Genomic DNA, 23,974 nt, shown 5'->3' on the forward strand with positions numbered 1-23,974 from the left:
AGATGTCAGATGGATATCCGGTTACCAGGACCGATTGCTGCCTATTTCGAAGCTGACGGAAACAGGAATGCCGATGCCGTCGCTGAATGTTTCAGCGAAGACGCGGTCGTCAAGGACGAGAAAAACGTGCATGCGGGACGCACCGCGATCCGCCGATGGAAGGCGGAAGCTTCAACAAAGTACTCCTACACGGTCGAGCCTTTCGCAATCGAGGTGGAAGGAGATCGCAAGGTGGTGACGGGTCACGTTGTCGGGAACTTTCCCGGCAGCCCGGTCGACCTGAGGTATTTTTTCCGCCTGACGGGCGAGAAGATTGCCGAACTGGAGATCCTGCCGTGAGCAAGTTCCTCAGTCTTGAAGGCAAACGGGCGCTTGTCACGTCCGGAACGCGAGGCGCAGGAGCTGCGACGGTCAGACTATTCCGGGAACTCGGAGCCGAAGTGCTGACAAGCGCCCGGACCAGACCGGACCCGCTTGAAGATGGCGTCCAGTTCGTCGCGGCAGACCTGACCACGACCGAAGGCTGCAATGACCTTGTCGCCGCTGTCCGGGAAAGGCTGGGAGGCGTGGACATCATTGTTCATATGCTCGGCGGTTCCTCTGCTCCAGGAGGCGGGTATGTCGCCCTGACGGACGCCGAGTGGCATAACGAGCTCTACCTCAATCTCTTTCCTGCCGTTCGTCTGGACCGGCAACTCGTGCCGGACATGGTTGAACGGGGAAGTGGTGTTGTCATCCACGTTTCGTCGATCCAGAGGGAGCTGCCGCTGCCTGAATCGACAACCGCCTATGCGGCGGCGAAGGCAGCGCTGTCCACCTACAGCAAGGCCCTGTCGAAAGAAGTCTCGCCAAGGGGTGTGCGTGTGCTGCGTGTATCGCCCGGGTGGATTGAGACGGAAGCGTCGGTGCGCCTTGCCGACCGTCTCGCCAAGCAGGCCGGCACCGATTACGAGGGCGGCAAGAAGATGATCATGGATGCGCTTGGCGGAATACCGATCGGTCGCCCGACAAAACCGGAAGAGGTCGCGAACCTGATTGCGTTCGTGGCGTCCGACCGCGCAGCCACGATCACCGGCACCGAATACGTCATTGACGGGGGCACCATACCGACAACGTAGACATGACGAACGCGCGGATCAGGCGGGAGTGCCCCACCCGCCGATCTGAGAATAGATCGTGTCGCGAAGATTTCGGATGTTCTTGTTGAGACTCGCGAGGTCTTCGGGGCTTTGCATCGAAGCCGTCAGCAGAGCCTCGCCAAGGCATCCTGCCCTGGACTGAAGCGCACGGCCCTTGTCGGTCAAGGCCACGACAACCTGTCGCTCGTTGTTTGGATTTCGGGTTCTTTGCAGCAGTCCCGCCGTTTCAAGACGCTTGAGAAGCGGCGTGAGTGTACTGGATTCCAACGCCAGGGTCTCGGCGATTGCCCCGACTGTCTTCTGGTCGTCGCGCCAGAGAACATTGAGAACGAGATACTGCGGATAGGTCACCCCGAGCTCGTCAAGAAGGGGTTTGTAGACGCGCTGAATGGCAATCCCTGCCGAATAGATCGCGTAGCAGAGTTGATCGTCCAAAGGCGGTGGACTGTTCTTCCGGTCATTCGTCATGCGCTGCTCCTTTGCCCCCGTATATCAAACCACATCACGAGAAACAATATCGCGATAACATTTCTCTTGACCTGAAAATTCGATCCCTATAATAACTCTTATCGCGATAACTGTTATCGCTACTTGTTTGGAGAAGAGCCATGAAGACCAAGACGAAAATGTTTGTTCTGGCGGCTGCCGCCGCTGCCGTCATCGGACCGAAGTCCGCGAATGCGTCAGACACCATTCCGGCGGATCAGACTGTCAGGAATGTTGTGCTTGTTCACGGCGCTTTTGCGGATGGCTCCGGTTGGCGCGGCGTCTATGACGAACTGACAACCCGTGGATACCGGGTCACCATCGTCCAGAACCCGCTGACATCTCTGGAAGACGATGTTGCGGCCACCAAACGCGCATTGGACCGGCAGGACGGCCCGGCCATTCTTGTCGGGCATTCCTGGGGCGGCACGGTCATTACCGAAGCGGGGGTCGACCAGAAGGTTGCCGGGTTGGTCTATGTCTCGGCGCTTTCACCGGATGCCGGCGAAACGACAGCTCAACAATATGATGGATTTCCAGCAGCTTCCGAGTTCGTCATCGACACTTCGGAAGACGATTTCGCCTATGTCGACCGGGAAAAATTCAAATCCGGCTTTGCCCATGATGCCAGCGACGCGGACGCCGCCTTCATGCGGGATTCTCAAGTTCCCCTCAACTTGGCAGCGTTTGGCACGAAGCTGAAGAATGCCGCGTGGCGCTCCAAGCCGAGTTGGGCGGTGATTGCAACCGAAGACAAGGCATTCGACCAGGCCATGCTGATCCACATGGCGGAACGTATCGGCGCAAAGATCACGAAGGTCTCTGCCAGCCACGCTCTCTTCATGACCCGGCCGAAAGTCGTCGCCGACACAATCGACGAAGCCGCACAAACGGTCTCGAGCCAGCATTAAACAACACAAGCATCGATAGAGGTCGATCACATGGACAAGACCATGCAGCTCGAAAAGACAAATGCCGAATTCGATTTCATCGTATGCGGTGCAGGTTCCAGCGGGTCGGTTGTCGCAGCCAGATTGGCCGAAGACGGCAATGCCAGGGTTCTGCTCCTTGAGGCTGGAGGCGACGATCTCGCCGAAAGTGTCATGGAACCGGCTCAATGGCCGTTGAACCTTGGCAGTGACCGTGACTGGGGCTTCGTTGGTGAACCAACACCTGGGCTCGCCGGCCGCCGGCTTCCCTTAAGCATGGGCAAGGGTCTTGGTGGTGGTTCAAGCATCAATGTCATGGTGTGGGCCCGGGGCCACAAGGAAGACTGGAACCATTTCGCCGCAGAATCCGGCGACGAAGCCTGGGGATACCAGTCCGTGCTCGGATATTACCGCCGTATTGAAGACTGGCGCGGAACACCGGATCCTTTGCGAAGGGGATCCGGCGGCCCCGTCCACGTCGCGCAACCTGATAGTCCCAAGCCGGTTGCCAGGGCACTTCTCGACGCTGCGGAGCTGATTGGTGTTCCCGTCTTCGACACGCCCAACGGCGAGATGATGGAAAGCGCTGGCGGTGCATCGATCGCGGAACTGAGGATCCGCAACGGCAAGCGGGAGTCGGTTTTCCGGTCCTACACCCACAAGATGATGGCGCAACCAAACCTCACTGTGCTGACCAATGCATTGGTCACGCGGCTCCTTTTCGAGGGAAAGAAGGTGATTGGCGTCGAAGCTTTGGTCGATGGCGAAGTTCGGCAGTTCCGCGCGCGGTATGAAACGGTGCTGTCACTAGGCGCTGTTCACACACCCAAGGTTCTGATGCAGTCCGGTATCGGTCCGGAGGATGAACTGCGGGTTCACGGCATCCCCGTTGTCCAGCATCTTCCCGGCGTTGGCCGCAATCATCAGGATCACATCGCGTTTGGGTGTACCTGGGCGTACCGCAAACCTGAGGAGGTCGGCGGTGGCGGCTGTGAAGCGACCCTCTACTGGAAGAGCAATTCCGGTCTTCAGCAACCCGATATCCTTCAGTGCCAGCTTGAGTTTGCCGTGCCCAGCCCTGTTGAAACGGACCTGGAAACACCTGAGCACGGCTGGACGATGTTTGCCGGGCTTGCACAGCCGAAAAGCCGGGGACGGCTGCGTCTATCCGGGCCGGATGCCCTCGACCCTATGCTCATAGAACCCAACTCCTTGAGTGAGCCGGAAGATCTGACGGCTGCATTGGCGGCAGTGGAACTATGCCGTGAGGCGGGAAACAGTGAAGCCTTCACGCCGCTGGTCAAAACCGAGACGGCACCGCGGTCCCGGAACAAGTCAGGCATGATCGACTTCATCCGGAAATCCGCTGTCACCTACTGGCATCAATCCTGTACGGCCAAGATGGGGCGGGACAGCGTGTCGGTGGTTGATAATCAGCTCAAGGTGTATGGCATCGAGGGACTTCGGCTGGCCGACGCCTCGATCATGCCGCGCATCACGACCGGCAATACGATGGCTCCATGTGTCGTCATCGGAGAGCGGGCGGCGGATATGATCCGGCTCCAGCACGGGTTGTCTGATGCGCCAAACACCGACCATTGACACGTCCAAGGGACGTTTAATCTCTGATTGAAACATGGTCTGGACGCGGCGGCTGCCTCCGCCGCGTCCACCTTAATTGATCACCTGGCCAAACCGAGCCGATCTTCATCTCGGGCAGGGCATGAAGGGACAGGTGTTTCCGAATGTGGATGCAGAAATCCGAACAGGAGAGACCAAACAGGCTTTCAGACGTTCGCTCACAACGGAAACCCCGCCCGCTGACATAGACAGGGGCGGGGGTAGGGGACGACGGTGTTGAAATATGCCAGTTTCGCTATCGCAACCGACGAAATCCGCTGCAAGGATGTCAGGCAGCCACCAGCTGCAAGTCGTCAACCACCTCATTGGCTGCCTTCTTGGCTGCGGCGATGGCCTCTTCCTGGAAAGAGGCACCGAAGGCAAGTTTCTCGGCGCGAATGAAGGTGACGTCCGTGATGCCGATGAAGCCGAGCAAGGTGCGCAGGTGAGGTTCCTGGGCATCCATCAGCTGCGCCGGTCCTTCGCTGTAGAGGCCGCCTCGTGTCAAGACGACGATCGCACGCTTGCCTTTCAGGAGGCCTTCCGGACCTGCTTCGCTATAGGAAAAGGTTACTCCGGCGCGCAGCACGTAGTCGAACCAGGCTTTCAGCGTGGACGGAATGCCGAAGTTGTACATGGGCGCACCGATGACCAGCATGTCGGCCGCTTTCAACTCGGCAATGAGTTCGTCGGAGAGGGCCTGCGCGTTTGCCTGCACTTCGTTTTCAGCTTCGGGAACACGCAAGGCAATCGTGGAATCCTGTGTCAGATGCGGCACGGGATTGCTTCCCAGATCGCGGGCAATGACCTTGCTTTTGCCGTTCTTGAGACGCAACTGGTTTACGATGTGGGTGGTAAGCTGGTTGGATACGGAGGCATCGCCCAGAACACTGCTTGTCAGTACGAGAACTTTAGACATTGATTGTACGTCCTGCTTTTCATGTAAGAAATTCAGTCGTCAACTTGGTTCCCGGATGCCTTTTCCGGAACCGTCATTTTCCGCACCAGATTGTTGCTCTGAGAGGAACGCATGATTGATCTGGACGATATGCGATGCTTCATCGAAGTCGTGGAATGCGGCAGCCTGAGCGCGGCTGCGACGCGGCTCGGCATCTCGAAATCCATCGTCAGCCGCAGAATTGCGCGGATTGAAGACCTGCTCGGCACCCGTCTACTGGATCGGACGACCCGCGGCATTGCCCCCACGGAGGCTGGTCAGGAATTCAAATCCAGAAGCGAGGATCTTCTTGCCAACTATGAAGACACGCTCGAAGCAATCTCCGAGCACTCGAACGAAATCGTCGGAGAATTGCGACTGTCGGTCCCTCTTGCCTTCGGGACAAGACATCTTGGCCCGATCCTCGGATCTCTGGCCTGTCGTCACCCGCGGTTGAAAGTGGATGCCTCGTTTTCTGACCGTGTTGTCGATCTGATCGGCGAGCGGTTCGATGCTGCGATCCGAATTGGGAAGTTGCGCGATTCCAGCTACGTCGCTCGCAAGATCGCACCGATCAACTCGATCGTCGTCGCCAGCCCGACCTATCTGAAGCAAAACGGTACTCCGCAAACGCCTGAAGACCTGACCGCCCACGAATGCCTCATTTACACAGCTGCGCTTTCACCGGACTGGATCTTCCACAGTGGCAACGGGAACATCTCGGTACGCCCTTCGGGACGTCTGCGCACTGACAACGGAGACATAACCGTAGCCTGGGCGGTTGCGGGGCTTGGAATTGCTCACGCGCCCCTGTTTCTCGTCAACGATGCGGTTGAGCGTGGTGACCTTGTTCCCTTGCTGCTTGACTATCCAACACCTGAAGTCGGCCTTTTCGTACTCCGCCCCCCTGGCGCGAATACACCCCGGAAGGTCAGAGTCCTGATCGACGCGCTCGTCGAAACTTTTTCCGGCAAGCTGGAATGGAAAGGCTGGACCAGTCCGTCCGAATGAAACGACATGGCAAGAGCCCCGCAATAGGCAAAGTTGAATTGGCAGCGGCGGCATGGCCGGGAAGGGCCTGCCGCCGCGGCTTTTGTTATTGCGGCGGACGTGACGCCTGAAGTTCAAGAAGCTTGTTCGCGCAACTCGGCGACATGTTTGCCGCATTGGCCTGAAGGCACTGCAGAAGCCTGCCGCCGCCCGGCTGTATGCCGGAGCACAAGCTGCGCACATCGGCTTCGCAGGCGGTCCTGATTTCCCGCATCTGCTGACGGGTCAGCTCCTGGGCATGAGCCCCGGAGACGCCCAGAAGCAAAAGAGCCGAAATCAAAAATCTCATGAAAATCATCCTATGTCTCGAGGGGGACGACGGGCGCGTAGAACATTGGCGGCCACGCGCCCGTCTTTGCCGGTGCGGCGGGAGCACCGGCAATTCTGTCGTATTGAGATGCGGGTTATCTGAGAGTAAGGCGAGGAAACCGGGAGGCCTCAAGCTGTTCTTCCGTTAGCACTGCGCGCAGGTTCTCGATTGCGGTTTTCAACGCTGCACCCTTTTCGCCATAGACGGAGAGGACTTCCGCCAGAGCTTCAATCCGGCCGAAGGCTTCCGGACCTGCCGGATCTTCATCAGGCGCTCCTGCAAGGGCGCGCACCGTGCCAGCATCCGGGACCAGAGCGAGCATTGCAGCGGTATAGGCTCGCCATTCGTCCTGTTGGCCGGCCCGGATGCCGATTGCCGTTTCCTGCGAACTCAACGCGCCGGCCAGCCTGAACCTGGCGGCTTTCCCGGTATAGAAATGCCGAAGATGATCGAGGCGCTCCGCAACGTCGTAGATGTCGTGAACGCCCCCGAAGACGACAGGCAATTCGGGTGGATAGGCAGGGCCTTTGATGGCGAAGGGATTGTCCTGCGACACCGCGGCAAAAGGCATGACGGCGGCAAGCGTGACGCCGGCCACAAGTGACAAGGGGATCAGCTTCTTCACGGTACTCTCCAACTCGTTGTCGATGGAGAGATCCTGCAAATTCTGCATCTCCGCCGGTTTTCCGGCTGATGGGAAATTGTAGCTTTTTGTTTCCCGCCCGATGGTCAGCTTGACTTGAAGAGGGGCAGTGTCACCTTCACCCGGCCACCCCGTGGGGTGTTTTCCAGACTGATGACCCCGTCATGGGCTTCGGTCAGTGACCTGGCTACCGAAAGACCGAGGCCTGCACCGCCAGTTCCCCGGGACCTTGATGGTTCCGCGCGCACAAAGGGCTCGAGCAACAGCGATCTGGCTTCTTCCGAAAAGCCGGGGCCATCATCATCAATCAGGATCGTTATCCGCTCTTCGTCCAGGTCGAAGGTTGCCTGCGCGCGGGTGCCATATTTGATGGCGTTGTCGACCACGTTCAAAATGATGCGCCTGAGCGCGACACGATCGCCGACGATCCATGCCTGCTTCCGCGCGAAATCCTCACTCGCTTCGGCAGGCAGTCCTGCTTCCCTGAACTCGGCAAACTCCGCGCTGACAAGTTCGCAGAGATCAAGCAACTCTTCGTCGAGTACGCCGACGCCGGCCCGGGAAATCAGGAGAGCATTGTCGAGCAGGGAAATCATGTCCGTGATATCGGATGTTGCCCGCTCCCGCTCCGAGGCGTCCGGCAGATTTTCCAGACGCAATCTGAGGCGGGTGGCGAAGCTGCGCACGTCGTGCTGGAGCCCGCCGATCAGTGCCATTCGCGAGCGGGTCATAGTGTGCAGCCGCTTTTGCAGCCTGTCGAACGCCCGGACGAGGGCTGTAATTTCCGGCGTACCGGCGCGGGTGTCCGGCAAGGGAACAGGTTCGGTAGACGGATCGATGCGGTCCACCGCCGCCGCCAGTCTTGCAAGCGGCCGGATCTCACGGTGGAACAGAAGCAGCGCGATAAACGCGAACACCGTACCAAGCAGACCCGCCCCCAGGCCGACAGGCAAGCCCAGAGGCGTGACCGGGAACGGCAGATGAACCCCGATTGCCAGAGCCTTGCCGTCTCCCGCTGTGATCCAGAACTTGAGCGGGCGCATGGGGCCGAAACGCCAGCGGCTGCCGTCCAGTCCGTTCAGCTTGCGAGACTGTGCGGCAAGCAGGCGCTCTCCCAGAATTGCCCGGTAGGGTTCAAGCACACCACTGTCACGCAGTTCGCTGTCGGTGTCGGGAACCTCGGAAACGGCCACCAGTTGAACATCAATCCCCGGCGAGCGGACAGCTTTCAGAACCGTGTCCTGCTGCGCGGTAGGAGTATCAGCAAAAAGCTCTGCAATCGCGGCAAGCTGTGCAGGTTCGGGGTTGGATGTTGCGCGCGAAAGACTGCCTTCGCGATAGGCGACGCCCAGCACCAGCAGCCACAAGACCAGCAGCAGGCTCGCGCCGATGGCAACAAGTCTTGCGACCAGGCCGAAGCGCATCTCACGCCACCTGCCGGACCGAGGCCGTCAGAAGATAGCCGCCATTGCGAACGGTGTTTATCAAGCTGCTGCCGGGGCTGTAGCTTTCCAGTTTCTTGCGGATGCGCGAAACCAGGATATCGACTGTACGGTCGAAAGGGCCGGCACTGCGACCACGGGTCCAGTCCAGGATCTGATCGCGGGAGAGAACCCTGCGCGGGCGGAGAACAAAACACGACAGAAGATCGAATTCGGCACTGGTGACGGACACCAGATCTCCATCGTCGGTCTCGACCTGGCGCGCGTCCAGATCGACAATGAACCGGTCAAAGGCAAACCGTCTCGACATGGGCTGCGAGGGGTTGGAGGCAGCTCTGCGCAACATCGCCCTGACCCGTGCCAGCAGCTCTCGCGGGCCAAAGGGCTTGACGACATAGTCATCGGCGCCGAGTTCCAGCCCGACCACACGGTCGGTTTCATCCCCTTTTGCCGTCAGCATGAGAATGGGCGTATTGCCCTGCGCACGCAGCCTGCGGCAGATGGACAGTCCATCTTCGCCCGGCAACATGAGGTCGAGAATGAAAAGGTCCGGCTGGACGCGTTCAAGCGCCGAATCCATGTCCCGGCCGTCCTGCGCAGAGACGACTTCGAAGCCTTCCCGGCTCAGAAACTCGCCCACAAGGCGGCGGATTTCATGATCGTCGTCGACGATCAATATTGTCTTTGCATCCGGTTCCATGAGTTCAATTGCACATGACGACCCTGCGAAATCAAACGAAAACAGGGAGCGATTACAAAATCATACAAACCGGAAATCTAACGAAATGCCTTGGCTGCTAGAGCGCCGCACGGTGCAGAACCACCGCGGCCACGGCAATTGTCTTCCTGTACGCGCCAGCAGGACTAACGCCGGCCGAACGGTCATGTTTTACAAATTGAAACATAACGCAACGCGCCGGAAAGACCCGGTGCAAGCGACGGGTCGAGGGTCTCCAGAGGCCGCTGCCAAGGCGGCGACGCATATGGAGAATACCATGATGAAACGACTGTACCTCGCGCTGGCGATCCTGATCGGCGCACCATCGCTTGCGGCGGCGGCAACGGTTGCCGTCTCTACCGGAAACGTGAACCTGAGGGCTGGCCCATCGACCGGCTATCCCGTCGTCACTGTTGTTCTGGCCGGAACACGGATCACGACTTACGGCTGCGTTTCCGGCTATTCCTGGTGCGACGTGAGCTTCGGCGCGTATCGCGGCTGGGTGTCGGCCAGCTACATTCAGGTCGTTTACCGCGGCAACCCGGTCATCGTCACGCCAGTGGTCGCACCCGCAGTCGGCCTCACCGTCGTCGCCTATAATCGCGCTTATTGGGACACCTACTACGCCGCCTATCCCTGGTATGGCCGCTGGGGTCATTATTACCGCCCGGCTTATCCGGTCGCGCCGGCGGCACGCGTTACTTCGCATGACAGGGCAGTTACCTGCACAGGAGACAGCTGCACGGCCACGCGGACGACGACGGGTATCTATGGCGGTTCGGCCAGCCAGTCCCGCACCTGTGCCAATGGTGAATGCAATGCCACCCGAAACGTGGTCGGCCCTTACGGCGGCACCGCGTCGCGCAGTCGCAACTGCAGCACCAACAGTCAGTCCTGCACCGTCAGCCGGACAGGACCTGCCGGCGGCACCAGAACGCGGGTTTTCCAGCGTTGAAACGATTACCGGTCTGCGGACGGTTCGCTCATTGCGAACCGTCGCCAGGCACCCTACAGCGCCAGCTTGACCTTGCCGCCCTTCACAGACCGCGAGCAGCAGGACATCATGCGCCGGTTTTCCGCGCGTTCGGTGCGCGTCAGTACCACGTCGCGATGATCGATTTCTCCCTCAAGAACTTCAACCTCGCAACTGCCGCACAAACCTTCCCGGCAATCGCAGGCAATGTCGATACCTGACGCAAGCAGTGCGTCGAGCAACGTTACATCTGCTGCGACTTCAAGCGTCAGGCCGGAATCTTTCAGTTCGACCTGAAAGGCGTTTTCCTTCGATGGATCGAGAGCGGTCTCCTGCGCGGAAAAATGCTCGAAATGCAAAGTTCCGGCCGGGTGACTTGCAGTAAGGTCTTCCAGCTGGGAAATCATCCGTTGCGGACCGCTAGCATAGATCTGTCCGCCGTCGTGCAAGCCGGCGACAATGGCAGTCAGGTCCGCACGTGCGCCTTCGTCCCCCGCATAGATCGCAAGCCTTCCGGAGTGGTCTGCATGCAACCGGTCCAGAAAGGCCATGCTTTCGCGGGATCGACCGCAATAGTGGATCGTGTAGTCTTGCCCCAATGCCTTGAGACGGTCTGCCATCGCGAGGATTGGGGTGATGCCGACCCCTCCGGCAATCAGGACGTATGAGCTGGCCTGTTCGTCGAGCCGGAAGAGGTTGCTGGGTCCGCGAAGGCGCAGTTCCAGCCCCTCTGCGGCGACCTCGTGAATTCGGCGGGAACCGCCCCGTCCATCTTCTTCAAGAAGCACGGCGATATCGTAGTCGCTGCCATCGGCTCGGCCGCACAGAGAATATTTGCGATCAAAGCCCTCAAGACACACTTCGATATGTGCCCCGGCACTCCAGCCCGGCAGGGACCGGCCCTTGGCATCCTCGATCGTCAGCCCAAGAATGCCGTCTGCTTCCCTGCGGACATTCTTGACGCGGATCTTGCGGGCGATGTCACGGCGCGCAGGCGCTCCAACCGGGAAATGATGGCTCCCGTTTGCAATCGACGGCGTGGCTCGCTCGGGGTTCTTCACCGGATCCCACTCGACCCAGACATGATCCGGACCTCTGAAGGAGGTATTGGCGAGGTAGGTGAATTCCTGTTCGGCCAACTGTAGATGCGGCAACCGGCGGGTCATTTCTTCCAGGAAGATCCGCATTTCCATACGGGCAATGTTCTTGCCCATGCACTGGTGGCTGCCGTAGCCGAACGTGAGGTGATCGACGGCGTTGTCGCGGTAGATATCGAACTTGTCGCCATCTTCGAAATGCCGCTCATCCTGGTTACCGGACGCCTGCACGATAAGCAGCTTCGCACCTTCCGGGATCTCGACGCCACCGATGCTGGTCGCCGCCATGGCCTGCCGCCGCCACGCAACGATGGAACCGGAATAGCGCAGGCATTCTTCCACCGCGTTGGGAATCAGGCTCGGATCCTCGCAGATATCCTGCCAGGCCTGCCTGTGGGTGAGCAGTGTCTTGAACATTCCTGCCGAGGCAAGCGACGTCGTTTCGTGGGCGGCAACGATGATCGCCATCATCATCGAATGTACGTAGCTGTCCGGCACGACATCCGGCATTTCCGCGTTCTTGCGGATCGTCTCATGCATCCAGCCGGTTCCGTCCGGCTCCTTGCGCATCTTTTCGATGATCTTGCCCGCGTAGTTCCAGAACTGCCCGACGTCATGTGCAATGGCGACCTGTTGCTCGTCGGTGGGCTTGCCCCAGGTATTGACCGAGTGGGCGACCGAGAAGTTCTTGAGGACCGCGATGTCGTCTTCCGGAACACCCAGAAAATGCAGGGCGACATTCAGCGGCACTTCGTAAAGCATGGCATCGATCAGATCGACCCGGCCGCTGTCGATGAAGGCGTCGATCTTTTCGCGCGTCAGCCGGCGCACCATCTCCTGCCTGGCTTCCAGATTATCCGGAAGGAAGTGGCCCATCAGGGCGCGCCGCCGTTCCATGTGTACGGGCTCGTCCTCGTTCACCATGGTCCGGTTCATCGCATAGCCGTAGCCCTTCAGAACCTCCACTGCTTCCGGCGTTGCCGGTGTGATTTTTTCCAGGGCGTTCCGGGGCGAGAAGAGGATGTTGTCACGAAAGACCGCCTTGATGTCATCGTAGCGACTGACCACCCAATAGCCGAGCTTGGGACTATAGAAGACGGGCAACTGCTCCCGTGACCAGCGCAGTGCTTCTGCGGGGTCCGCCTGATAGGGTCCGGCGAACGCATCGAATTCGGCAGCCTTTCTGGAAAACGGACACTGGGCTTCGGCAGCGGCCGGGTTGTCCGGTCTGACCTTTGAAGACTTACCGCCTGCCATCGCGTCTGCAGGGCTCGCAGTGCGTTCCATTTTCTCCTCCTCCCAGAAAAGTAGTCGGACCGCATCCCCCCTTTGAAAAGGTGCGTCTGCGGTCTGTGTCGGCTCCGATGCCAAAGGCTTGCCGGCAGATGCCAGACCAAATCTGATCCTACATCTGGTTTGGCAGCAAGAGCACTAGTCCCGGCAGTGTCAGCAAGATGATCAGACGAATGATATCGACCATCCAGAACGGCGTGACACCTTTGAAGATCGTGGCCGTCGGCACGTCGCCGACGACCGCTCGCAACACGAAGACGTTCAGGCCGACGGGAGGTGTGATCAGGCTGATTTCGGTTATCACCACGACGATGATGCCAAACCAGATCGGATCATAGCCAAGCCCTGTGACGACCGGAAAGAAAATCGGCACGGTCAACAGCAGCATCGACAGGCTTTCGAACACGCAGCCGAGCGCAATATAGATGAGCAGGATCAGCCCCATGACCATCCAGGGCGGCAGATTGTAGGCGGTCACCATGTCGCTAAGTGCGGTCGGCAGGCCTGCGATATTGACGAAGTTGGAGAAGATCCAGGCGCCGATCAGAACTGCAAACAGGCTGGCTGCGGTCATGGCCGTTTCACGCAGGGCTTCCAGGGCATCTGCGAGCGACAGGCGTCTGCGGGCAAGTGCGATCAGAAAAGCCCCCATGGCACCCATGCCGGCGGCTTCCGTCGGCGAGAAGCTCAGGTTGATCGGCGGCACATCGAAAACACCATAGAGCCCGCCGATCACAAGAAAGAACAGCAACAGGACAGCCCAGACATCCTTCAGGGCGGATAGTCTTCCGCTGAGGTTGATGCGTTCCCCTGCCGGACCGGCTTCCGGATCGCGCCAGACCGTGAACTGGACAGCAACCAGATAGAGTACGACACCCAGAAGGCCGGGAATGATGCCGGCGACAAAAAGCTTGCCGATCGAGGTTTCGGTCAGCAGACCGTAAATGACGAGGATCACCGAAGGCGGTATGAGGATGCCGAGCGTCCCGCCGGCGGCAATCGAAGCCGTCGACAGTTTGTCGGCATAGCCGAACCGACGCATTTCCGGCATGGCCACCTTCGACATGGTGGCGGCGGTTGCAAGGGACGATCCGGATATGGCGGCAAACCCGCCACAGGCAACGATGGTTGCCATCGCGAGGCCACCGCGGAAATGGCCGAGGAACGCGTTGGAAGCGGCATAGAGCTCCCGGCTGATCCCCGCCTTGTTGACGAACAACCCCATGAGGATGAACAGCGGAACAACCGAAAGGCCGTAATCCTGACTGGTATCGATGATCAGACGAGCCGTCATGGAAATCGAGGCGCGGTAGCCCGATTCAATCATGAAGCCGATCATTCCGACAAAGCCCATGGCGAAGGCGATGGGCACTCGCAGCAGGACCAGTACGAGAACCGCTGCAAATCCGAGAAGTCCTTCAAGCATGCCGGGGGCTCATCAATTTCGGTGCGAAAATATGGCCGAGCCCGCGAACAATGAGGACTGCGGCGGTAATTGCCGTGACGATGGAAATGAACCATCCGACATAGTGCAGGGGCAGGCGCAGATATTCCATGACGTCGCCATAGGAGCGGCTTCGTTCGGCCAGATCAAATACGCGCATGGCCGGGAGGACCAGCATCAGGCCACAAAAGAGATCCGTGAAAGCGTTGCGCCAGCGGGTCAGTCCGGCGCGCTTGAACATGCCGTCCGTCAGGTCGACGCAGATGTGGCCATCCTTTGCGGAAACGACCGGCAGAACCGAGAAAACCATGATTGCCATGAGCAGGCGCGTCATGTCGGCGGCAACTTCGATCGGCGCGTTGAACACCGACCGGAGCACCACGTCGCAGAACGTCATGACCATGAGGACGAACAAGGCAAACGAGGCAAGCAGCGCCGGCAGACTGGCCGCAAACTTGAGTAGACGGGACACGTCCAGATCCTTCAGCTGCGGGCGGTCCGGACAAACCGGACCACCCGGACTCGTTTAGTTTCCGGCCATTTCCTGCTTGACCATTTCGTAGGCGGCTTTCGCGTCCACCCCGGCTTCCTGCAGTTCCGCCAGAACCTTGTCCGTGACTTCCTTGCTGATTTCCTCGAACTTGGCGATGTCATCATCGCTCGCAGGCGTGATCTTCGTGCCTTCTGCGTTCTTCGTCGCTTCATAGGCAATCGTGTCGGACTCGTCCCAGGATGCACCTGCCATCCGGCTCGCGGGCTCACCAAACACTTGCTCGTCCAGGGCCTTCTGGACATCTTCCGGCAGGCTGTCGAATTTTTCCTGGCTCATGATCACGGCAAAGGAGCCGCGATAGAGACCGCCCGGCATGTCATAAAGATACTTGGCCACTTCGTTCAGCTTGAAGCCGACACGCTCGCCGACATTCATCGCAACCGCGTCGGCCGCACCGGATTCCAGCGTTTCATAAACCTTCGGAGCCGGAACGTTGATGCCGATCAGACCGAGCGCGGACCCCACATCGCCGGCAACACCGCCGCCGATACGCGTCTTCAGGCCGTTCATGTCGGCAAGACTGCTGACTTCCTTGCTGGAATGGATCTGACCGGGGCCATGGGTGTTGAGCGAAATGACCTTGACGCCGCGATGCTCATTGAGGGCAGCGAGGTATTTTTCATAAACGCGCCAATAGGCGACGGATGCGTCTTCTGCGTTGCCTTCATAACCCGGCAGTTCAATCAGCTTCGTCCCGACGAAACGGCCCGGTTGATACCCGTGGAAGATGATAGCCATGTCTGCGGCACCATCGAGAACCAGATCCATCTGGGCTGGTGGCGGGGCGAGGCCAAAGACCAGCTCACCCGAGACTTCGCCGCCTGTAGCTTCTTCCATCATGGTGATCAGATTGGCAAAAATGCCGGTATTCACGCTATGGGTTGGCGGCAGCCAGCTGGAAATCTTGAGAACGGTTTCCGCCGAAAGCGCCGAAACGCTGAGGCTCAGTGAAACTGCGGCAGCGCCAACAATCTTGAATAGCGACTTCATCTTCCTCTCCCTTGAATGATGCGTCTGTCTGGCTGGGCTCCTCCGCAGGCCCGAGACCGTTTTTGAATACTTCCATTGATGAGCATGCCTTGTCAATAAATATGAAACTGCATGTATTTTTTGCAATCGACAATAGAAAACACCGCCGCTCCGCAATCATTTTCACGGTGGATCAACGCTTCACGAAACTCCGAATATTCTTCTTGATTTCAGATCTTTATCCAGATTTCTCAGCGCACAGCCCGCGTTGCGCAGGCAAGGAGTTTACATCCTGGCGAACAATCCACGTGTTGAAGCCCCTCTGCGATGTGTGCAAAATCAAATAAATAAAATTGGGCCGCCGTTACATGGTGAGCCAGCCAGTGGCAGGGAGAAACGCATCTTGGACGTTCCATTCAAAACCACCCGCATGCTCAACTTCGGTGATTGCGACATCTCCGGCACAGCCTATTTTCCATCCTATCTGAACATCCTCAACGGTGTGAACGAGGAATTCTGGCTGAAGCTCGGCTATCCATGGCACAAGATTATCTGGGAGGAACGTTGGGGCACTCCGACTGTCCATCTTTCCAGCGACTTCTCAAGCCCTTCCTTTTTCGGGGAAGAGCTGGAGTTCGAAGTAACCGTGAAGCGGGTCGGCCGGTCGTCGGTCACCATGCATCACGAGATCAGCTGCAAGGGCGAAAAACGCTGGTCGAGCACCCAGGTGCTGGCCGCCAGCGATCTCGACAAGCATTGCTCCATCCCCTGGCCGGATGACGTGAAGGCAGCCCTGCTGGCCTGCATGCCGCAAGATCAAGAAGACAGCTGACGGCTCAGACGCTTCAGAACAAATCGCGTTGGTTTCCCGTCAAACGCGGCTCCCGCTAGTCACCCGAATCTGAAGTTCGTCTCAATTTCCGGCATGCTCCGAACGAACTTCAGATTCAAAAGGGTGACTAGCAAATATATGTTTCTAGTGTGGCTTTCGAATTTGAAATACGCTCTAGCGGTTGCAGCACCAATGAGGCGTATTTCAAATTCACCACACTAGATCGTCAGCGTTCCGACGCTCGCACCGCCGCAGACATAAAGCGTCTGTCCGGTCACGAAGCTGTTTTCCGGATCGCAGAAGAACAGGAAGGCATTGGTAACGTCCCGGACGTTGCCAATGCGCCCGACCGGGATGCGTTTTGCGAGGGCTTCCTGTTGCGGGCTGTCCTTTTCGACGATACCCCAGAAGTTGTCGGTCAGGATCGGGCCGGGGGCGACCACGTTGACGGTGATGCCATGTGGGGCAAGCTCCAGGGCCCAGGTGCGCGCCATACCGATCATGCCGGCCTTGCTGGCACTGTAGGCGGTTCGGGTCGGTGCGCCGAGCGCCGCCCGTGAGGCGTTGAACATGACACGGCCGAACTGGCGCGCCTTCATGTTTGGCAAGGTCGCCTGCAGGAGTGTTAATGCCGATCCCAGGTGCAACTGCGCAAGACCGGTGATGTCTTCGGGCTTGGCATCCTCGACAAGATTGGGCCAGATGAGCCCTGCATTATGGATCAGGTGGGTGACGTCGAACTCCGCCGCGATCGTGCCGGCGGCAGCGGCCACGGCTTGTGCATCGAGAAGGTCGGCTTCCACCGAGTGCAGGTTCGGGTGAGACTTTTCAGGTGCGGTTCGTGCCACCGACACCACCGTGTAGCCCTGACCGAGAAGCCTTTCGACCAGATCGGCACCAATCCCCTTGTTGCCGCCGGTAACGACTGCCGTAAATTCACTCATTCCGTCACCATCGCCAGAACCCGAAGCGGGCTGCCGGTTCCATTCTTGATTTTCAGGGGAGCCGCAATCAGCACGGCACCTGTCGCGGGCAGCTGATCGAGATTGGCCAGGCATTGCAGGCCGTATTTTCCCGCGCCATGCAGAAAGTAGTGAGCGGGGTAGGGCGGCACGTAGTGCGCCCCCTGGCCTGCATCCGTTCCGACGGTCTCAGTACCGAAGCCGCGGATGTTCCGCTTCTCGATCAGAAACCGGATCGCCTCCGGCGTCGGCCCGGGCGAATGCGGTCCGTCGGCGCGCATGTTCAGATAGTCGGCGCCCTTGCGCTTCGACCAGTCGGTGCGCATCAGCACCCAGGCATCTTCCGGGATGCGGCCATACTCGCTTTCCCAATTTGCGGTGACCTCGGGCGTCAGTTCGAAGTCGTCGTTCTCCGAAGCGCCTTTTGAGCAATCGATTACCACCACAGGCCCGACAAAAGCCTCGACCGGGATCTCGTCGACCGAGCCATTCGGCACGTCCTTTCCTGAAATCCAGTGCGAAGGCGCATCGAAATGGGTGCCGGTGTGTTCGCTCATGGAAATGTTGTGCCATTTCCATGCCGGACCACGGTGATCGTAGGCGCTGATTTCCTCCATCCGGAAACGCGCGCACTGACCGAACTCGGGCGGCAGCACGATGACCGGAAAGTCCGGATCGAGCGTGTGGGTCAGATCCACAATCCTGACGGCTCCGGTGGCAAGGCCGGAGACCAGCTGGTTCAGACCGCTCATGCGCCTTCTCCCCCTTGCGTGAGTTCACGTTCCAGGACTTTCGGGTCCTGCCGCCAGCGTTCGCGTATCTCCATGGCAACGTCACCGCACCACACGTCTTCAAGCCCCTGCTGCAGCCCCGTGACCACAGACCTTGCCAGAGCCTTTGCATTGACCTTGGGCGGCGGCACCGGCTGGGTCCAGTCGTCTTCGTCCGGTCCGGTGAAGACGGTCATCACACGCAACCCGGACGCACGGAATTCTCCGCGCAGGGACTGCGACAGCGAATAGGCAGCAGCGTTGGAGGCAGAAAAGCAGCCGAAGTCCGGTGTGTTGGACAGGGCGAAGACTGACAGGATATTCACCCAGGCAACCGCCGAGTTGACGCCATCATTGGTGCGAGCGCACATGCCCGGTCCGAAGGCCTGCGCAAGACGCATCAGACCAAGATAATTGGTCTCCATTTCCTCACGCGCGAAGGCAGTATCGCCTCTTGCCAGAACACCGCCCGGCCGCAGAAACCGGGCATTGTTGACCAGAATATCCGTCTTGCCGCCAATTTCCCCGGCAAGCCGCTCTACCGAAGCGGTGTCTGTGACGTCAAGCGGCAGCACGCTGACCTTTTCAAGCCCGGACAAGAGATCGCGGTTGGCGTGCGGACGCCAGCTTTCGGCCTCGCCGACAAAGACGGTTGAAGCCCCTGCCTCCAGCAGCGACGTCACCAGAGCCGGCGTGTTCGGGTTTCGCAGGTCCGTGATCAGGATGCGCCTGTGTTTCGGGTCGGCTGAAAGGGCACGCATTTGCGGATCGTCTTCCATATTGCTTGTCCTGTCCTTGGGCACTGCCAGCAAAACGCCCTGGCCGGACGCGTCAAGACGGTTCAACAGTGTAACTTCTCTGCCGCGCTCGCAGTCGCCATGCACATGGCACAGGACCACAGGACCGGCATCCAGTTGCACCGAGCCCATGCGCCAGGGCGTTCTCTCCCGGAAGTAGAGATTGATCGACGTGCGGATCCGGGTCTCTGCCAGCAGTGTGCCCGCCGGCGAGATGTCCTGCCATTCCAGCGCGGCCGACAGGCAGCTTCCGCAAACATCCCGGGGCGGATATTGCACCGTGCCGCAGTCGTCACAGACCTGAAGAGCGAAACGGCCCTCCGCCGCAGCCGCGGTCAGGCCGAGAGCCGCGCGGGATCGGGCCTCCGGGGGACGTAGCGGAGACTGCGTGCGCTTTTGCGGATCTTTCTTGAGGGGAGGGGAAAGCGGTGTGCTCATGCCGGGCTCCCTGTTTTCACAATGGCCGCACTCGTGCAGACGCCGCGGTCGTAATTGATCATGCCGAAGCCTGAAACCATCGCGGTCGTCGCATCTGCCACCTGCGTGCCTCCGGCGGTACCCAGTACCTGGCGCAGTGCTTCCACGAGGCCGATGAAACCACCCGCTGCCCCGGCCTGACCGGCAGACAGTTGTCCGCCGGAGGTGTTGTGCGGAAAGTCTCCGGAAATTGTCAGGTCCCGGCTTCTGACGAAATCCGGGCCGCCGCCCTTGTCGCAGAAACCGAGATCCTCGATCTGCATCATCGAAATGACGGGATAATCGTCATAGGTCTGCAGGAGATCGATGTCGTCCGGCGAGCACTCCGCCATGGCGTAGAGTTCTTCAACATCGAGCGTCCAGCCGCCACGCAGTTGCACGGGATCCTCGGCATGGGCGTTGTGGCGCTCGATTGTTCCCCCGATCACGGCATAGGGCAGGTTCCGCCGCTCTGCCTCTTCAATGGACATGACGAGAAAACACTCGGACCCGGCGCAAGGCATGACACAGTCGAACAGGGCAATCGGATCTGCGATCGGGCGGGCGTCGAGATATTGCTCAAGCGTCAGCGGCTTCTTCATCAGCGCGTTCGGATTGCGCAGGGCATTGGCACGCTGCGCAACGCAGATCCTGCCGAAATCCGCGCGTGTCGCGCCATATTCCTGCATGTACCGGTCGGTCAGAAGCGCGAAATTGGCATTCGGCCCCCCAAATCCGTAAGGGTAGGAGGCGTCCTGGGCAAAGCGGGAAAAGCTCGACAGCAGGTTTCTGAAGCTGTCGATGTGGTTGGTGTCTCCGGCAACGCAGGCCACGATGTCCGCGTCGCCCGCCTGGACTGCACGTGCGGCCCTCCGCAGGGCAACCACACCACTGGCACCACCCATCGGAATATTGTCCAGCCACCTGGGGCACAGGCCCAGATGCTGCGTCAGCCCGACAGCCGTATCCGGAAACAGGGTGAAGCTTGCAACCGAAAACCCGTCAATATCCGCAGGCCTCAAACCAGCGGCCCGAAGGGATCCGCGCAAAGCGCTTGCGATCCACCAATGGGCCGTTTCGATGGAGTAACGCTGGTAGGGAATTGAAACCGGTGCAGTGACCGCAACGCCCTCATAGCTCTGTCGTTTCCCCATCAACTGGCCTGCCGCTTTTTCATATGACCGGTGGCGATTGTATCGGGATCGTCCAGAAGCTGCAGTGCCAATTCCTTCAAGGTGGCCCGCTGGATCTTCTGGGTCGGCGTCAACGGCAGCTTGTCGACAAAGGCGATGTAGCCCGGCGCCTTGTAATAGGCCATCTGCTCCAGGCACCAGCGTGTGATCGCCTCGGCCTTGTCTCGGCTCGGGTTCTTCACTTTCAGGCAGGCAAACACCTCGTCGCCGCGCACCGGGTCGGGCACAGGGGCAATACCGGCCGCCTCGATGTCGGGATGGCGCATCAGGATCGATTCCACCTCCACGGCGGCGATGTTCTCGCCCGACCGCCGGATGACGTTTTTCTTGCGGTCGACAAAAAACAGGTTGCCGTCTTTGCCCTGGCGGACGATGTCGCCGGTATGGAACCAGCCGTCTTTCCAGGCCTCATCCGTCGCGGCAGCGTCCTTGTAGTATTCCGAGAAGAAGCCGTAGCGCGGATCCGGCCCCGCGTGGCGCACCAGCAATTCACCCTGAGCCGCCTCCCTGCCGCTGTCGTCGACAAGCCGGCATTCGACACCCGTGCCTGGCTTGCCGATGCTTGCCTGGGCCACCAGCCGGTCTTCACCCGAGGCGGCGATTACTGCCCCGGCACCGGTTTCCGTCATCGCCCAGGCTTCGACCAGCGGAAAGCCGAAACGGTCCTCGAAGGCAATCTGCAGCTTCGGGTCGACGCCTGCGCCAAAGCCGAAACGAACCTGATGCGCACGTTCTTCAGGGGAAGGGTCGAACCCCATCAGCATGGACGGCATCACGCCCAGGTAATGCAGACAGGTTGCCCGGGACGCGGCAACGTCCTGCCACCACGCACGCGGGTGAAAGCGATCCAGAACGGTAAGACACCCGCCAACCATGACCATCGCCATAAAGGAATAGGCCATTGCATTCATATGGAAGACGGGCAGGGGCGTGATCATGCGCTCACCGTCTTCCGTCAGCGTCGCCAGTCCGCCGACACCGGCATACCAGCGGCCCGCAAGCAGGAAATAGGTATTGGGAAGGACGCAGCCCTTCGGTTTGCCGGTCGTGCCCGAGGTGTAGAGGATAGCCGCCTCGCGGGCCTCTCCTTCCAGCGGCCGGGCGGTGACTGCCTGGTCGCGCGGCCCGGGGACCGGGTCGCCGGGGGCAATCACGGCCGCCTTGATGCCGGCAGCGGCAACGGCGGCCTCAAGTTCCTTGTGGCGGTCTTCGATCGATATGATCAGCGCCGGTTCGGAGTGGCCGATGAGATATTCAAGCTCCGCGGCCCTCAGGTCCGGATTGACCGGCACAACGGAGCCGCCGATCCGGTTTACCGCGAGCCAATGCAGGAAGAACGTGGGCCGGTTTTCCAGAAGCAGGGCAACACGCATGCCTGCACCATAGCCAGCCTCCATCAGGTCCTGCGCAAGCGTGTCGACTTCCTGGCGTGCGGCGCCATATGTCAGCTCGCCGGGCGGTATGCCGTAGATGTCTGCAGTGCCGGGCAGAACGTTCAGAAACGGCCGGTCCGGATATTTCTCCGCCGTTGCAGCGAAGGCCTCATAAACTGTTTCAACTGTCATGGCTGTCATGGCAGCAACTGAATATTGCCGAAGGCGGCGTCGCAATTGAGGATGTCGACCCGCTTGTTGGCGATCCTGATCTCGCCATCGACCACTTTCAGTTCGTGCGTTGCCGTCAGCGCCAGCAGGAACTGCTCGTCCAGGCGCGTTTCGACATAATGCATGGATGTGTTGGTGACGATCCTATCCCCGTCCATCTTGTCGATGAAGGGCCGCTGGATGACATGGTGACAACGGCTCTTGGGCTTCTGGCTGAAGGTTCTGGCCCCGTTCAGCCGCTCCACGCGCAAGCGCAGCATGAACATGTCCTCGTAGAGCAGGGACGTCACCAGATGTGGATCGGTCTGCTTGTAGTCGAGCGGCATCCAGTAGTGGCCGTCTTCCAGCCACAACGACAGCCATTCACTGTAGCGGCCCTCGTCCAGCATTCTTGCTTCGTCATAGATGAAGTCGATGACCTCTTCCCTGGAAACCGCCATCACGCATTCTCCATCGTAGCTGTCATGAATTTCACCCAGGCATCGAACTGGTTGCGCATCTGCCGTTCCGTGGTGCCGTTTTCCACGGCCTCCTCGCTAAAGTCTTCCTCTTCCTTTCTGAGGCGCTGAACGTTGACCCATTCCATGCCGTTGGACATGAGGCCTTCCTGCGCGCGCTCGTACATTTCCAGATCGTCGTGGCCGACCATCGATGTCGGAGCGTTGATCATCCGGTTGTACATGGCGGTGCGCGCCAGAAGTTCGTCCGGCGCCCCGACCAGACGGTAGATGTAGCTTTCGACCAGTGTCTTGTCGGGCCCCAGCGGAATGAAATTGCGCAGCTGCTGGATCGGGCCCTTGATCATGATATTCGGGAAATAGACGGTGTTATGCCGATTCTCGCCGAGAATTTCCTTCGCGCGCTCCTCGCCGTGGGTTTCGCTCAAGGCCTCGAAATAGCCAGGTATCGCGGAATAGTCGGAATGGATCGAGTGATGCACACCCGTATGCCCGTGCCCATTCGGCCAGGTGCGGATACCCATGTTCTCGAAGAACTCGTAGGGCGACATGAAGGGCGCGATGATCTCCATCGCGGGCGGACGCGGTTCCGGGTTGCCCATCTCCTTCCAGATGTTCACTGCCGTTCCGGCGGAGCTTTCGTGGGCGACCATCGGGTGGCAGGTATCGGTTTGGTTTTCGACCAGCATCTTCCAATTGCACTTGTGCATGTAGCGCAGCGGCGGACCGGCGATCTCAAGCCGCCCTTCCGGCGAGCGGTCGACCATGTTGTCGATGGAACTCAGGCTGTCGCCGAAGTAATCCTCGAAGCTGATGCCCTCGGCAGCCAGGCGGGCAAAGACGAAACCGCGATAGTTCTTGACCGCACCAACGGCTGTCATGCCCTTGGCATTTTCGGTGTTTTCGAAGCCGGTGTTCTCGTACCCCTTCTTCAGCGGGATCGCGAGCAGGCAGCCGTCCGTCTTGAACGACCAGGCGTGATAGGGGCACCGGAAGAACTTGCCCGTGTTGCCTTCCCGGTCGATCGCGATCTTGGTGCCCTTGTGCGGGCAACGATTGTAAAGAACGTGAATTTCGCCATCGGAGTGACGCACCTGGATGACAGGCTGGTCGCCGATCTGCGTGGTAAAATAGTCACCCTTGTTCGGGGTCTGGCTGTCATGGCCGACAAACACCCAGGTGTTTGCGAACAGATGCTGCATTTCCAGCTTGTAGATTTCCGGGCTCGTGTAGACGTCCCGATGCACCTGCGGCCCCGTGAACAGAGCGGCGATTTGGCTGGCCGTTTGCATGCTGGCT

24 protein-coding genes are annotated in these 23,974 nt (G+C 59.5%); 7 read left to right on the forward strand and 17 right to left on the reverse strand.

Annotated features, from left to right (window positions below):
* Positions 1–9: 9 nt before the first annotated feature.
* Positions 10–339, forward strand: coding sequence for a nuclear transport factor 2 family protein (locus HCG46_RS23625; RefSeq protein WP_168687595.1), 330 nt, complete (start codon positions 10–12; stop codon positions 337–339).
* Positions 336–1,118 (forward strand): SDR family oxidoreductase, encoded by a 783-nt coding sequence (locus HCG46_RS23630; RefSeq protein WP_168687596.1) that lies wholly within the window; start codon positions 336–338, stop codon positions 1,116–1,118. The genes HCG46_RS23625 and HCG46_RS23630 overlap by 4 nt, the downstream gene beginning before the upstream one ends.
* A gap of 18 nt (positions 1,119–1,136) precedes the next feature.
* Here the strand turns inward: HCG46_RS23630 and HCG46_RS23635 are convergent, their stop codons facing one another.
* Positions 1,137–1,607: a MarR family transcriptional regulator gene (locus HCG46_RS23635; protein WP_075283490.1), complete on the reverse strand. Its 471-nt coding sequence runs from the start codon at positions 1,605–1,607 to the stop codon at positions 1,137–1,139.
* Positions 1,608–1,765: 158 nt separating this feature from the next.
* Between HCG46_RS23635 and HCG46_RS23640 the strand changes: the two genes are divergently transcribed.
* Together HCG46_RS23640 and HCG46_RS23645 are read left to right on the forward strand one after the other, a co-directional pair.
* Entirely contained in the window at positions 1,766–2,536 is a 771-nt protein-coding gene (locus tag HCG46_RS23640; protein ID WP_286185520.1) for an alpha/beta hydrolase, read from the forward strand.
* Between the two features lie 30 nt (positions 2,537–2,566).
* Complete coding sequence (locus HCG46_RS23645) at positions 2,567–4,156, forward strand: GMC family oxidoreductase N-terminal domain-containing protein (RefSeq protein WP_168687598.1); 1,590 nt, start codon at positions 2,567–2,569, stop codon at positions 4,154–4,156.
* Positions 4,157–4,463: 307 nt separating this feature from the next.
* Here the strand turns inward: HCG46_RS23645 and HCG46_RS23650 are convergent, their stop codons facing one another.
* Positions 4,464–5,093 (reverse strand): NAD(P)H-dependent oxidoreductase, encoded by a 630-nt coding sequence (locus tag HCG46_RS23650; RefSeq protein WP_168687599.1) that lies wholly within the window; start codon positions 5,091–5,093, stop codon positions 4,464–4,466.
* 111 nt (positions 5,094–5,204) lie between these two features.
* Here HCG46_RS23650 and HCG46_RS23655 point away from each other — a divergent pair, with 111 nt between their 5' ends.
* Positions 5,205–6,122 (forward strand): LysR family transcriptional regulator, encoded by a 918-nt coding sequence (locus HCG46_RS23655; RefSeq protein WP_083660739.1) that lies wholly within the window; start codon positions 5,205–5,207, stop codon positions 6,120–6,122.
* An 85-nt stretch (positions 6,123–6,207) separates the two neighbouring features.
* Here the strand turns inward: HCG46_RS23655 and HCG46_RS23660 are convergent, their stop codons facing one another.
* From HCG46_RS23660 to HCG46_RS23675, 4 genes are all read right to left on the reverse strand, one after another.
* Positions 6,208–6,450 carry a cysteine rich repeat-containing protein gene (locus HCG46_RS23660; protein ID WP_168687600.1) on the reverse strand — a complete coding sequence of 81 codons (243 nt, stop codon included), beginning with the start codon at positions 6,448–6,450 and terminating at the stop codon, positions 6,208–6,210.
* A gap of 115 nt (positions 6,451–6,565) precedes the next feature.
* Positions 6,566–7,144 carry a hypothetical protein gene (locus tag HCG46_RS23665; RefSeq protein WP_168687601.1) on the reverse strand — a complete coding sequence of 193 codons (579 nt, stop codon included), beginning with the start codon at positions 7,142–7,144 and terminating at the stop codon, positions 6,566–6,568.
* Between the two features lie 56 nt (positions 7,145–7,200).
* Positions 7,201–8,538, reverse strand: coding sequence for a HAMP domain-containing sensor histidine kinase (locus tag HCG46_RS23670; RefSeq protein WP_168687602.1), 1,338 nt, complete (start codon positions 8,536–8,538; stop codon positions 7,201–7,203).
* A gap of 1 nt (position 8,539) precedes the next feature.
* Entirely contained in the window at positions 8,540–9,256 is a 717-nt protein-coding gene (locus tag HCG46_RS23675) for a response regulator transcription factor (RefSeq protein WP_023001301.1), read from the reverse strand.
* A gap of 295 nt (positions 9,257–9,551) precedes the next feature.
* Here HCG46_RS23675 and HCG46_RS23680 point away from each other — a divergent pair, with 295 nt between their 5' ends.
* The gene (locus HCG46_RS23680; protein ID WP_168687603.1) at positions 9,552–10,229 is read left to right on the forward strand and encodes an SH3 domain-containing protein; all 678 of its coding nucleotides are present in this window, start codon (positions 9,552–9,554) and stop codon (positions 10,227–10,229) included.
* Positions 10,230–10,282: 53 nt separating this feature from the next.
* On the opposite strand, the gene HCG46_RS23685 is transcribed toward HCG46_RS23680, so the two are convergent.
* The 4 genes from HCG46_RS23685 to HCG46_RS23700 form a co-directional block, all read right to left on the reverse strand.
* Positions 10,283–12,631 carry a cytochrome P450/oxidoreductase gene (locus HCG46_RS23685; RefSeq protein WP_205838663.1) on the reverse strand — a complete coding sequence of 783 codons (2,349 nt, stop codon included), beginning with the start codon at positions 12,629–12,631 and terminating at the stop codon, positions 10,283–10,285.
* Positions 12,632–12,749: 118 nt separating this feature from the next.
* A complete protein-coding gene (locus tag HCG46_RS23690) occupies positions 12,750–14,063 on the reverse strand; it encodes a TRAP transporter large permease (RefSeq protein WP_168687604.1) in 1,314 nt (437 codons plus the stop codon).
* On the reverse strand, positions 14,056–14,553 hold the full coding sequence (locus tag HCG46_RS23695; RefSeq protein WP_075283482.1) for a TRAP transporter small permease subunit: 498 nt from the start codon (positions 14,551–14,553) through the stop codon (positions 14,056–14,058). The genes HCG46_RS23690 and HCG46_RS23695 overlap by 8 nt, the downstream gene beginning before the upstream one ends.
* A 54-nt stretch (positions 14,554–14,607) precedes the next feature.
* The gene (locus tag HCG46_RS23700) at positions 14,608–15,624 is read right to left on the reverse strand and encodes a TRAP transporter substrate-binding protein (protein ID WP_077294514.1); all 1,017 of its coding nucleotides are present in this window, start codon (positions 15,622–15,624) and stop codon (positions 14,608–14,610) included.
* Positions 15,625–16,006: 382 nt separating this feature from the next.
* Between HCG46_RS23700 and HCG46_RS23705 the strand changes: the two genes are divergently transcribed.
* Positions 16,007–16,435: a thioesterase family protein gene (locus HCG46_RS23705; RefSeq protein WP_031269446.1), complete on the forward strand. Its 429-nt coding sequence runs from the start codon at positions 16,007–16,009 to the stop codon at positions 16,433–16,435.
* A 218-nt stretch (positions 16,436–16,653) separates the two neighbouring features.
* Here the strand turns inward: HCG46_RS23705 and HCG46_RS23710 are convergent, their stop codons facing one another.
* The 7 genes from HCG46_RS23710 to HCG46_RS23740 are packed head-to-tail and all read right to left on the reverse strand — an operon-like array spanning position 16,654 to position 23,967.
* Entirely contained in the window at positions 16,654–17,379 is a 726-nt protein-coding gene (locus HCG46_RS23710) for an SDR family oxidoreductase (RefSeq protein ID WP_168687605.1), read from the reverse strand.
* On the reverse strand, positions 17,376–18,149 hold the full coding sequence (locus HCG46_RS23715; protein ID WP_168687606.1) for a cyclase family protein: 774 nt from the start codon (positions 18,147–18,149) through the stop codon (positions 17,376–17,378). The genes HCG46_RS23710 and HCG46_RS23715 overlap by 4 nt, the downstream gene beginning before the upstream one ends.
* Positions 18,146–19,402, reverse strand: coding sequence for an SDR family NAD(P)-dependent oxidoreductase (locus tag HCG46_RS23720; protein ID WP_168687607.1), 1,257 nt, complete (start codon positions 19,400–19,402; stop codon positions 18,146–18,148). The genes HCG46_RS23715 and HCG46_RS23720 overlap by 4 nt, the downstream gene beginning before the upstream one ends.
* Positions 19,399–20,574, reverse strand: a complete 1,176-nt coding sequence (locus tag HCG46_RS23725; RefSeq protein WP_168687608.1) for a thiolase family protein — start codon at positions 20,572–20,574, stop codon at positions 19,399–19,401. Before HCG46_RS23725 ends, HCG46_RS23720 begins: the two co-directional genes overlap by 4 nt.
* Complete coding sequence (locus tag HCG46_RS23730; protein ID WP_168687609.1) at positions 20,574–22,187, reverse strand: AMP-binding protein; 1,614 nt, start codon at positions 22,185–22,187, stop codon at positions 20,574–20,576. Before HCG46_RS23730 ends, HCG46_RS23725 begins: the two co-directional genes overlap by 1 nt.
* On the reverse strand, positions 22,184–22,657 hold the full coding sequence (locus tag HCG46_RS23735; protein WP_023001313.1) for an aromatic-ring-hydroxylating dioxygenase subunit beta: 474 nt from the start codon (positions 22,655–22,657) through the stop codon (positions 22,184–22,186). The genes HCG46_RS23730 and HCG46_RS23735 overlap by 4 nt, the downstream gene beginning before the upstream one ends.
* Complete coding sequence (locus HCG46_RS23740; protein ID WP_168687610.1) at positions 22,657–23,967, reverse strand: aromatic ring-hydroxylating dioxygenase subunit alpha; 1,311 nt, start codon at positions 23,965–23,967, stop codon at positions 22,657–22,659. The genes HCG46_RS23735 and HCG46_RS23740 overlap by 1 nt, the downstream gene beginning before the upstream one ends.
* Positions 23,968–23,974: the final 7 nt, after the last annotated feature.

Source organism: Labrenzia sp. PO1, assembly GCF_012273635.1.
Lineage (GTDB): Bacteria > Pseudomonadota > Alphaproteobacteria > Rhizobiales > Stappiaceae > Roseibium > Roseibium algicola.

Coding starts and splice junctions, on each gene's coding strand:
- HCG46_RS23625 (WP_168687595.1), top strand. CDS start 10: ATGGATATCCGGTTACCAGGACCGATTGCTGCCTATTTCGAAGCTGAC.
- HCG46_RS23635 (WP_075283490.1), bottom strand. CDS start 1,607: ATGACGAATGACCGGAAGAACAGTCCACCGCCTTTGGACGATCAACTC.
- HCG46_RS23640 (WP_286185520.1), top strand. CDS start 1,766: ATGTTTGTTCTGGCGGCTGCCGCCGCTGCCGTCATCGGACCGAAGTCC.
- HCG46_RS23645 (WP_168687598.1), top strand. CDS start 2,567: ATGGACAAGACCATGCAGCTCGAAAAGACAAATGCCGAATTCGATTTC.
- HCG46_RS23650 (WP_168687599.1), bottom strand. CDS start 5,093: ATGTCTAAAGTTCTCGTACTGACAAGCAGTGTTCTGGGCGATGCCTCC.
- HCG46_RS23655 (WP_083660739.1), top strand. CDS start 5,205: ATGATTGATCTGGACGATATGCGATGCTTCATCGAAGTCGTGGAATGC.
- HCG46_RS23660 (WP_168687600.1), bottom strand. CDS start 6,450: ATGAGATTTTTGATTTCGGCTCTTTTGCTTCTGGGCGTCTCCGGGGCT.
- HCG46_RS23665 (WP_168687601.1), bottom strand. CDS start 7,144: ATGCAGAATTTGCAGGATCTCTCCATCGACAACGAGTTGGAGAGTACC.
- HCG46_RS23670 (WP_168687602.1), bottom strand. CDS start 8,538: ATGCGCTTCGGCCTGGTCGCAAGACTTGTTGCCATCGGCGCGAGCCTG.
- HCG46_RS23675 (WP_023001301.1), bottom strand. CDS start 9,256: ATGGAACCGGATGCAAAGACAATATTGATCGTCGACGACGATCATGAA.
- HCG46_RS23680 (WP_168687603.1), top strand. CDS start 9,552: ATGATGAAACGACTGTACCTCGCGCTGGCGATCCTGATCGGCGCACCA.
- HCG46_RS23685 (WP_205838663.1), bottom strand. CDS start 12,631: ATGGAACGCACTGCGAGCCCTGCAGACGCGATGGCAGGCGGTAAGTCT.
- HCG46_RS23690 (WP_168687604.1), bottom strand. CDS start 14,063: ATGCTTGAAGGACTTCTCGGATTTGCAGCGGTTCTCGTACTGGTCCTG.
- HCG46_RS23700 (WP_077294514.1), bottom strand. CDS start 15,624: ATGAAGTCGCTATTCAAGATTGTTGGCGCTGCCGCAGTTTCACTGAGC.
- HCG46_RS23710 (WP_168687605.1), bottom strand. CDS start 17,379: ATGAGTGAATTTACGGCAGTCGTTACCGGCGGCAACAAGGGGATTGGT.
- HCG46_RS23715 (WP_168687606.1), bottom strand. CDS start 18,149: ATGAGCGGTCTGAACCAGCTGGTCTCCGGCCTTGCCACCGGAGCCGTC.
- HCG46_RS23720 (WP_168687607.1), bottom strand. CDS start 19,402: ATGAGCACACCGCTTTCCCCTCCCCTCAAGAAAGATCCGCAAAAGCGC.
- HCG46_RS23725 (WP_168687608.1), bottom strand. CDS start 20,574: ATGGGGAAACGACAGAGCTATGAGGGCGTTGCGGTCACTGCACCGGTT.
- HCG46_RS23730 (WP_168687609.1), bottom strand. CDS start 22,187: ATGACAGCCATGACAGTTGAAACAGTTTATGAGGCCTTCGCTGCAACG.
- HCG46_RS23735 (WP_023001313.1), bottom strand. CDS start 22,657: ATGGCGGTTTCCAGGGAAGAGGTCATCGACTTCATCTATGACGAAGCA.
- HCG46_RS23740 (WP_168687610.1), bottom strand. CDS start 23,967: ATGCAAACGGCCAGCCAAATCGCCGCTCTGTTCACGGGGCCGCAGGTG.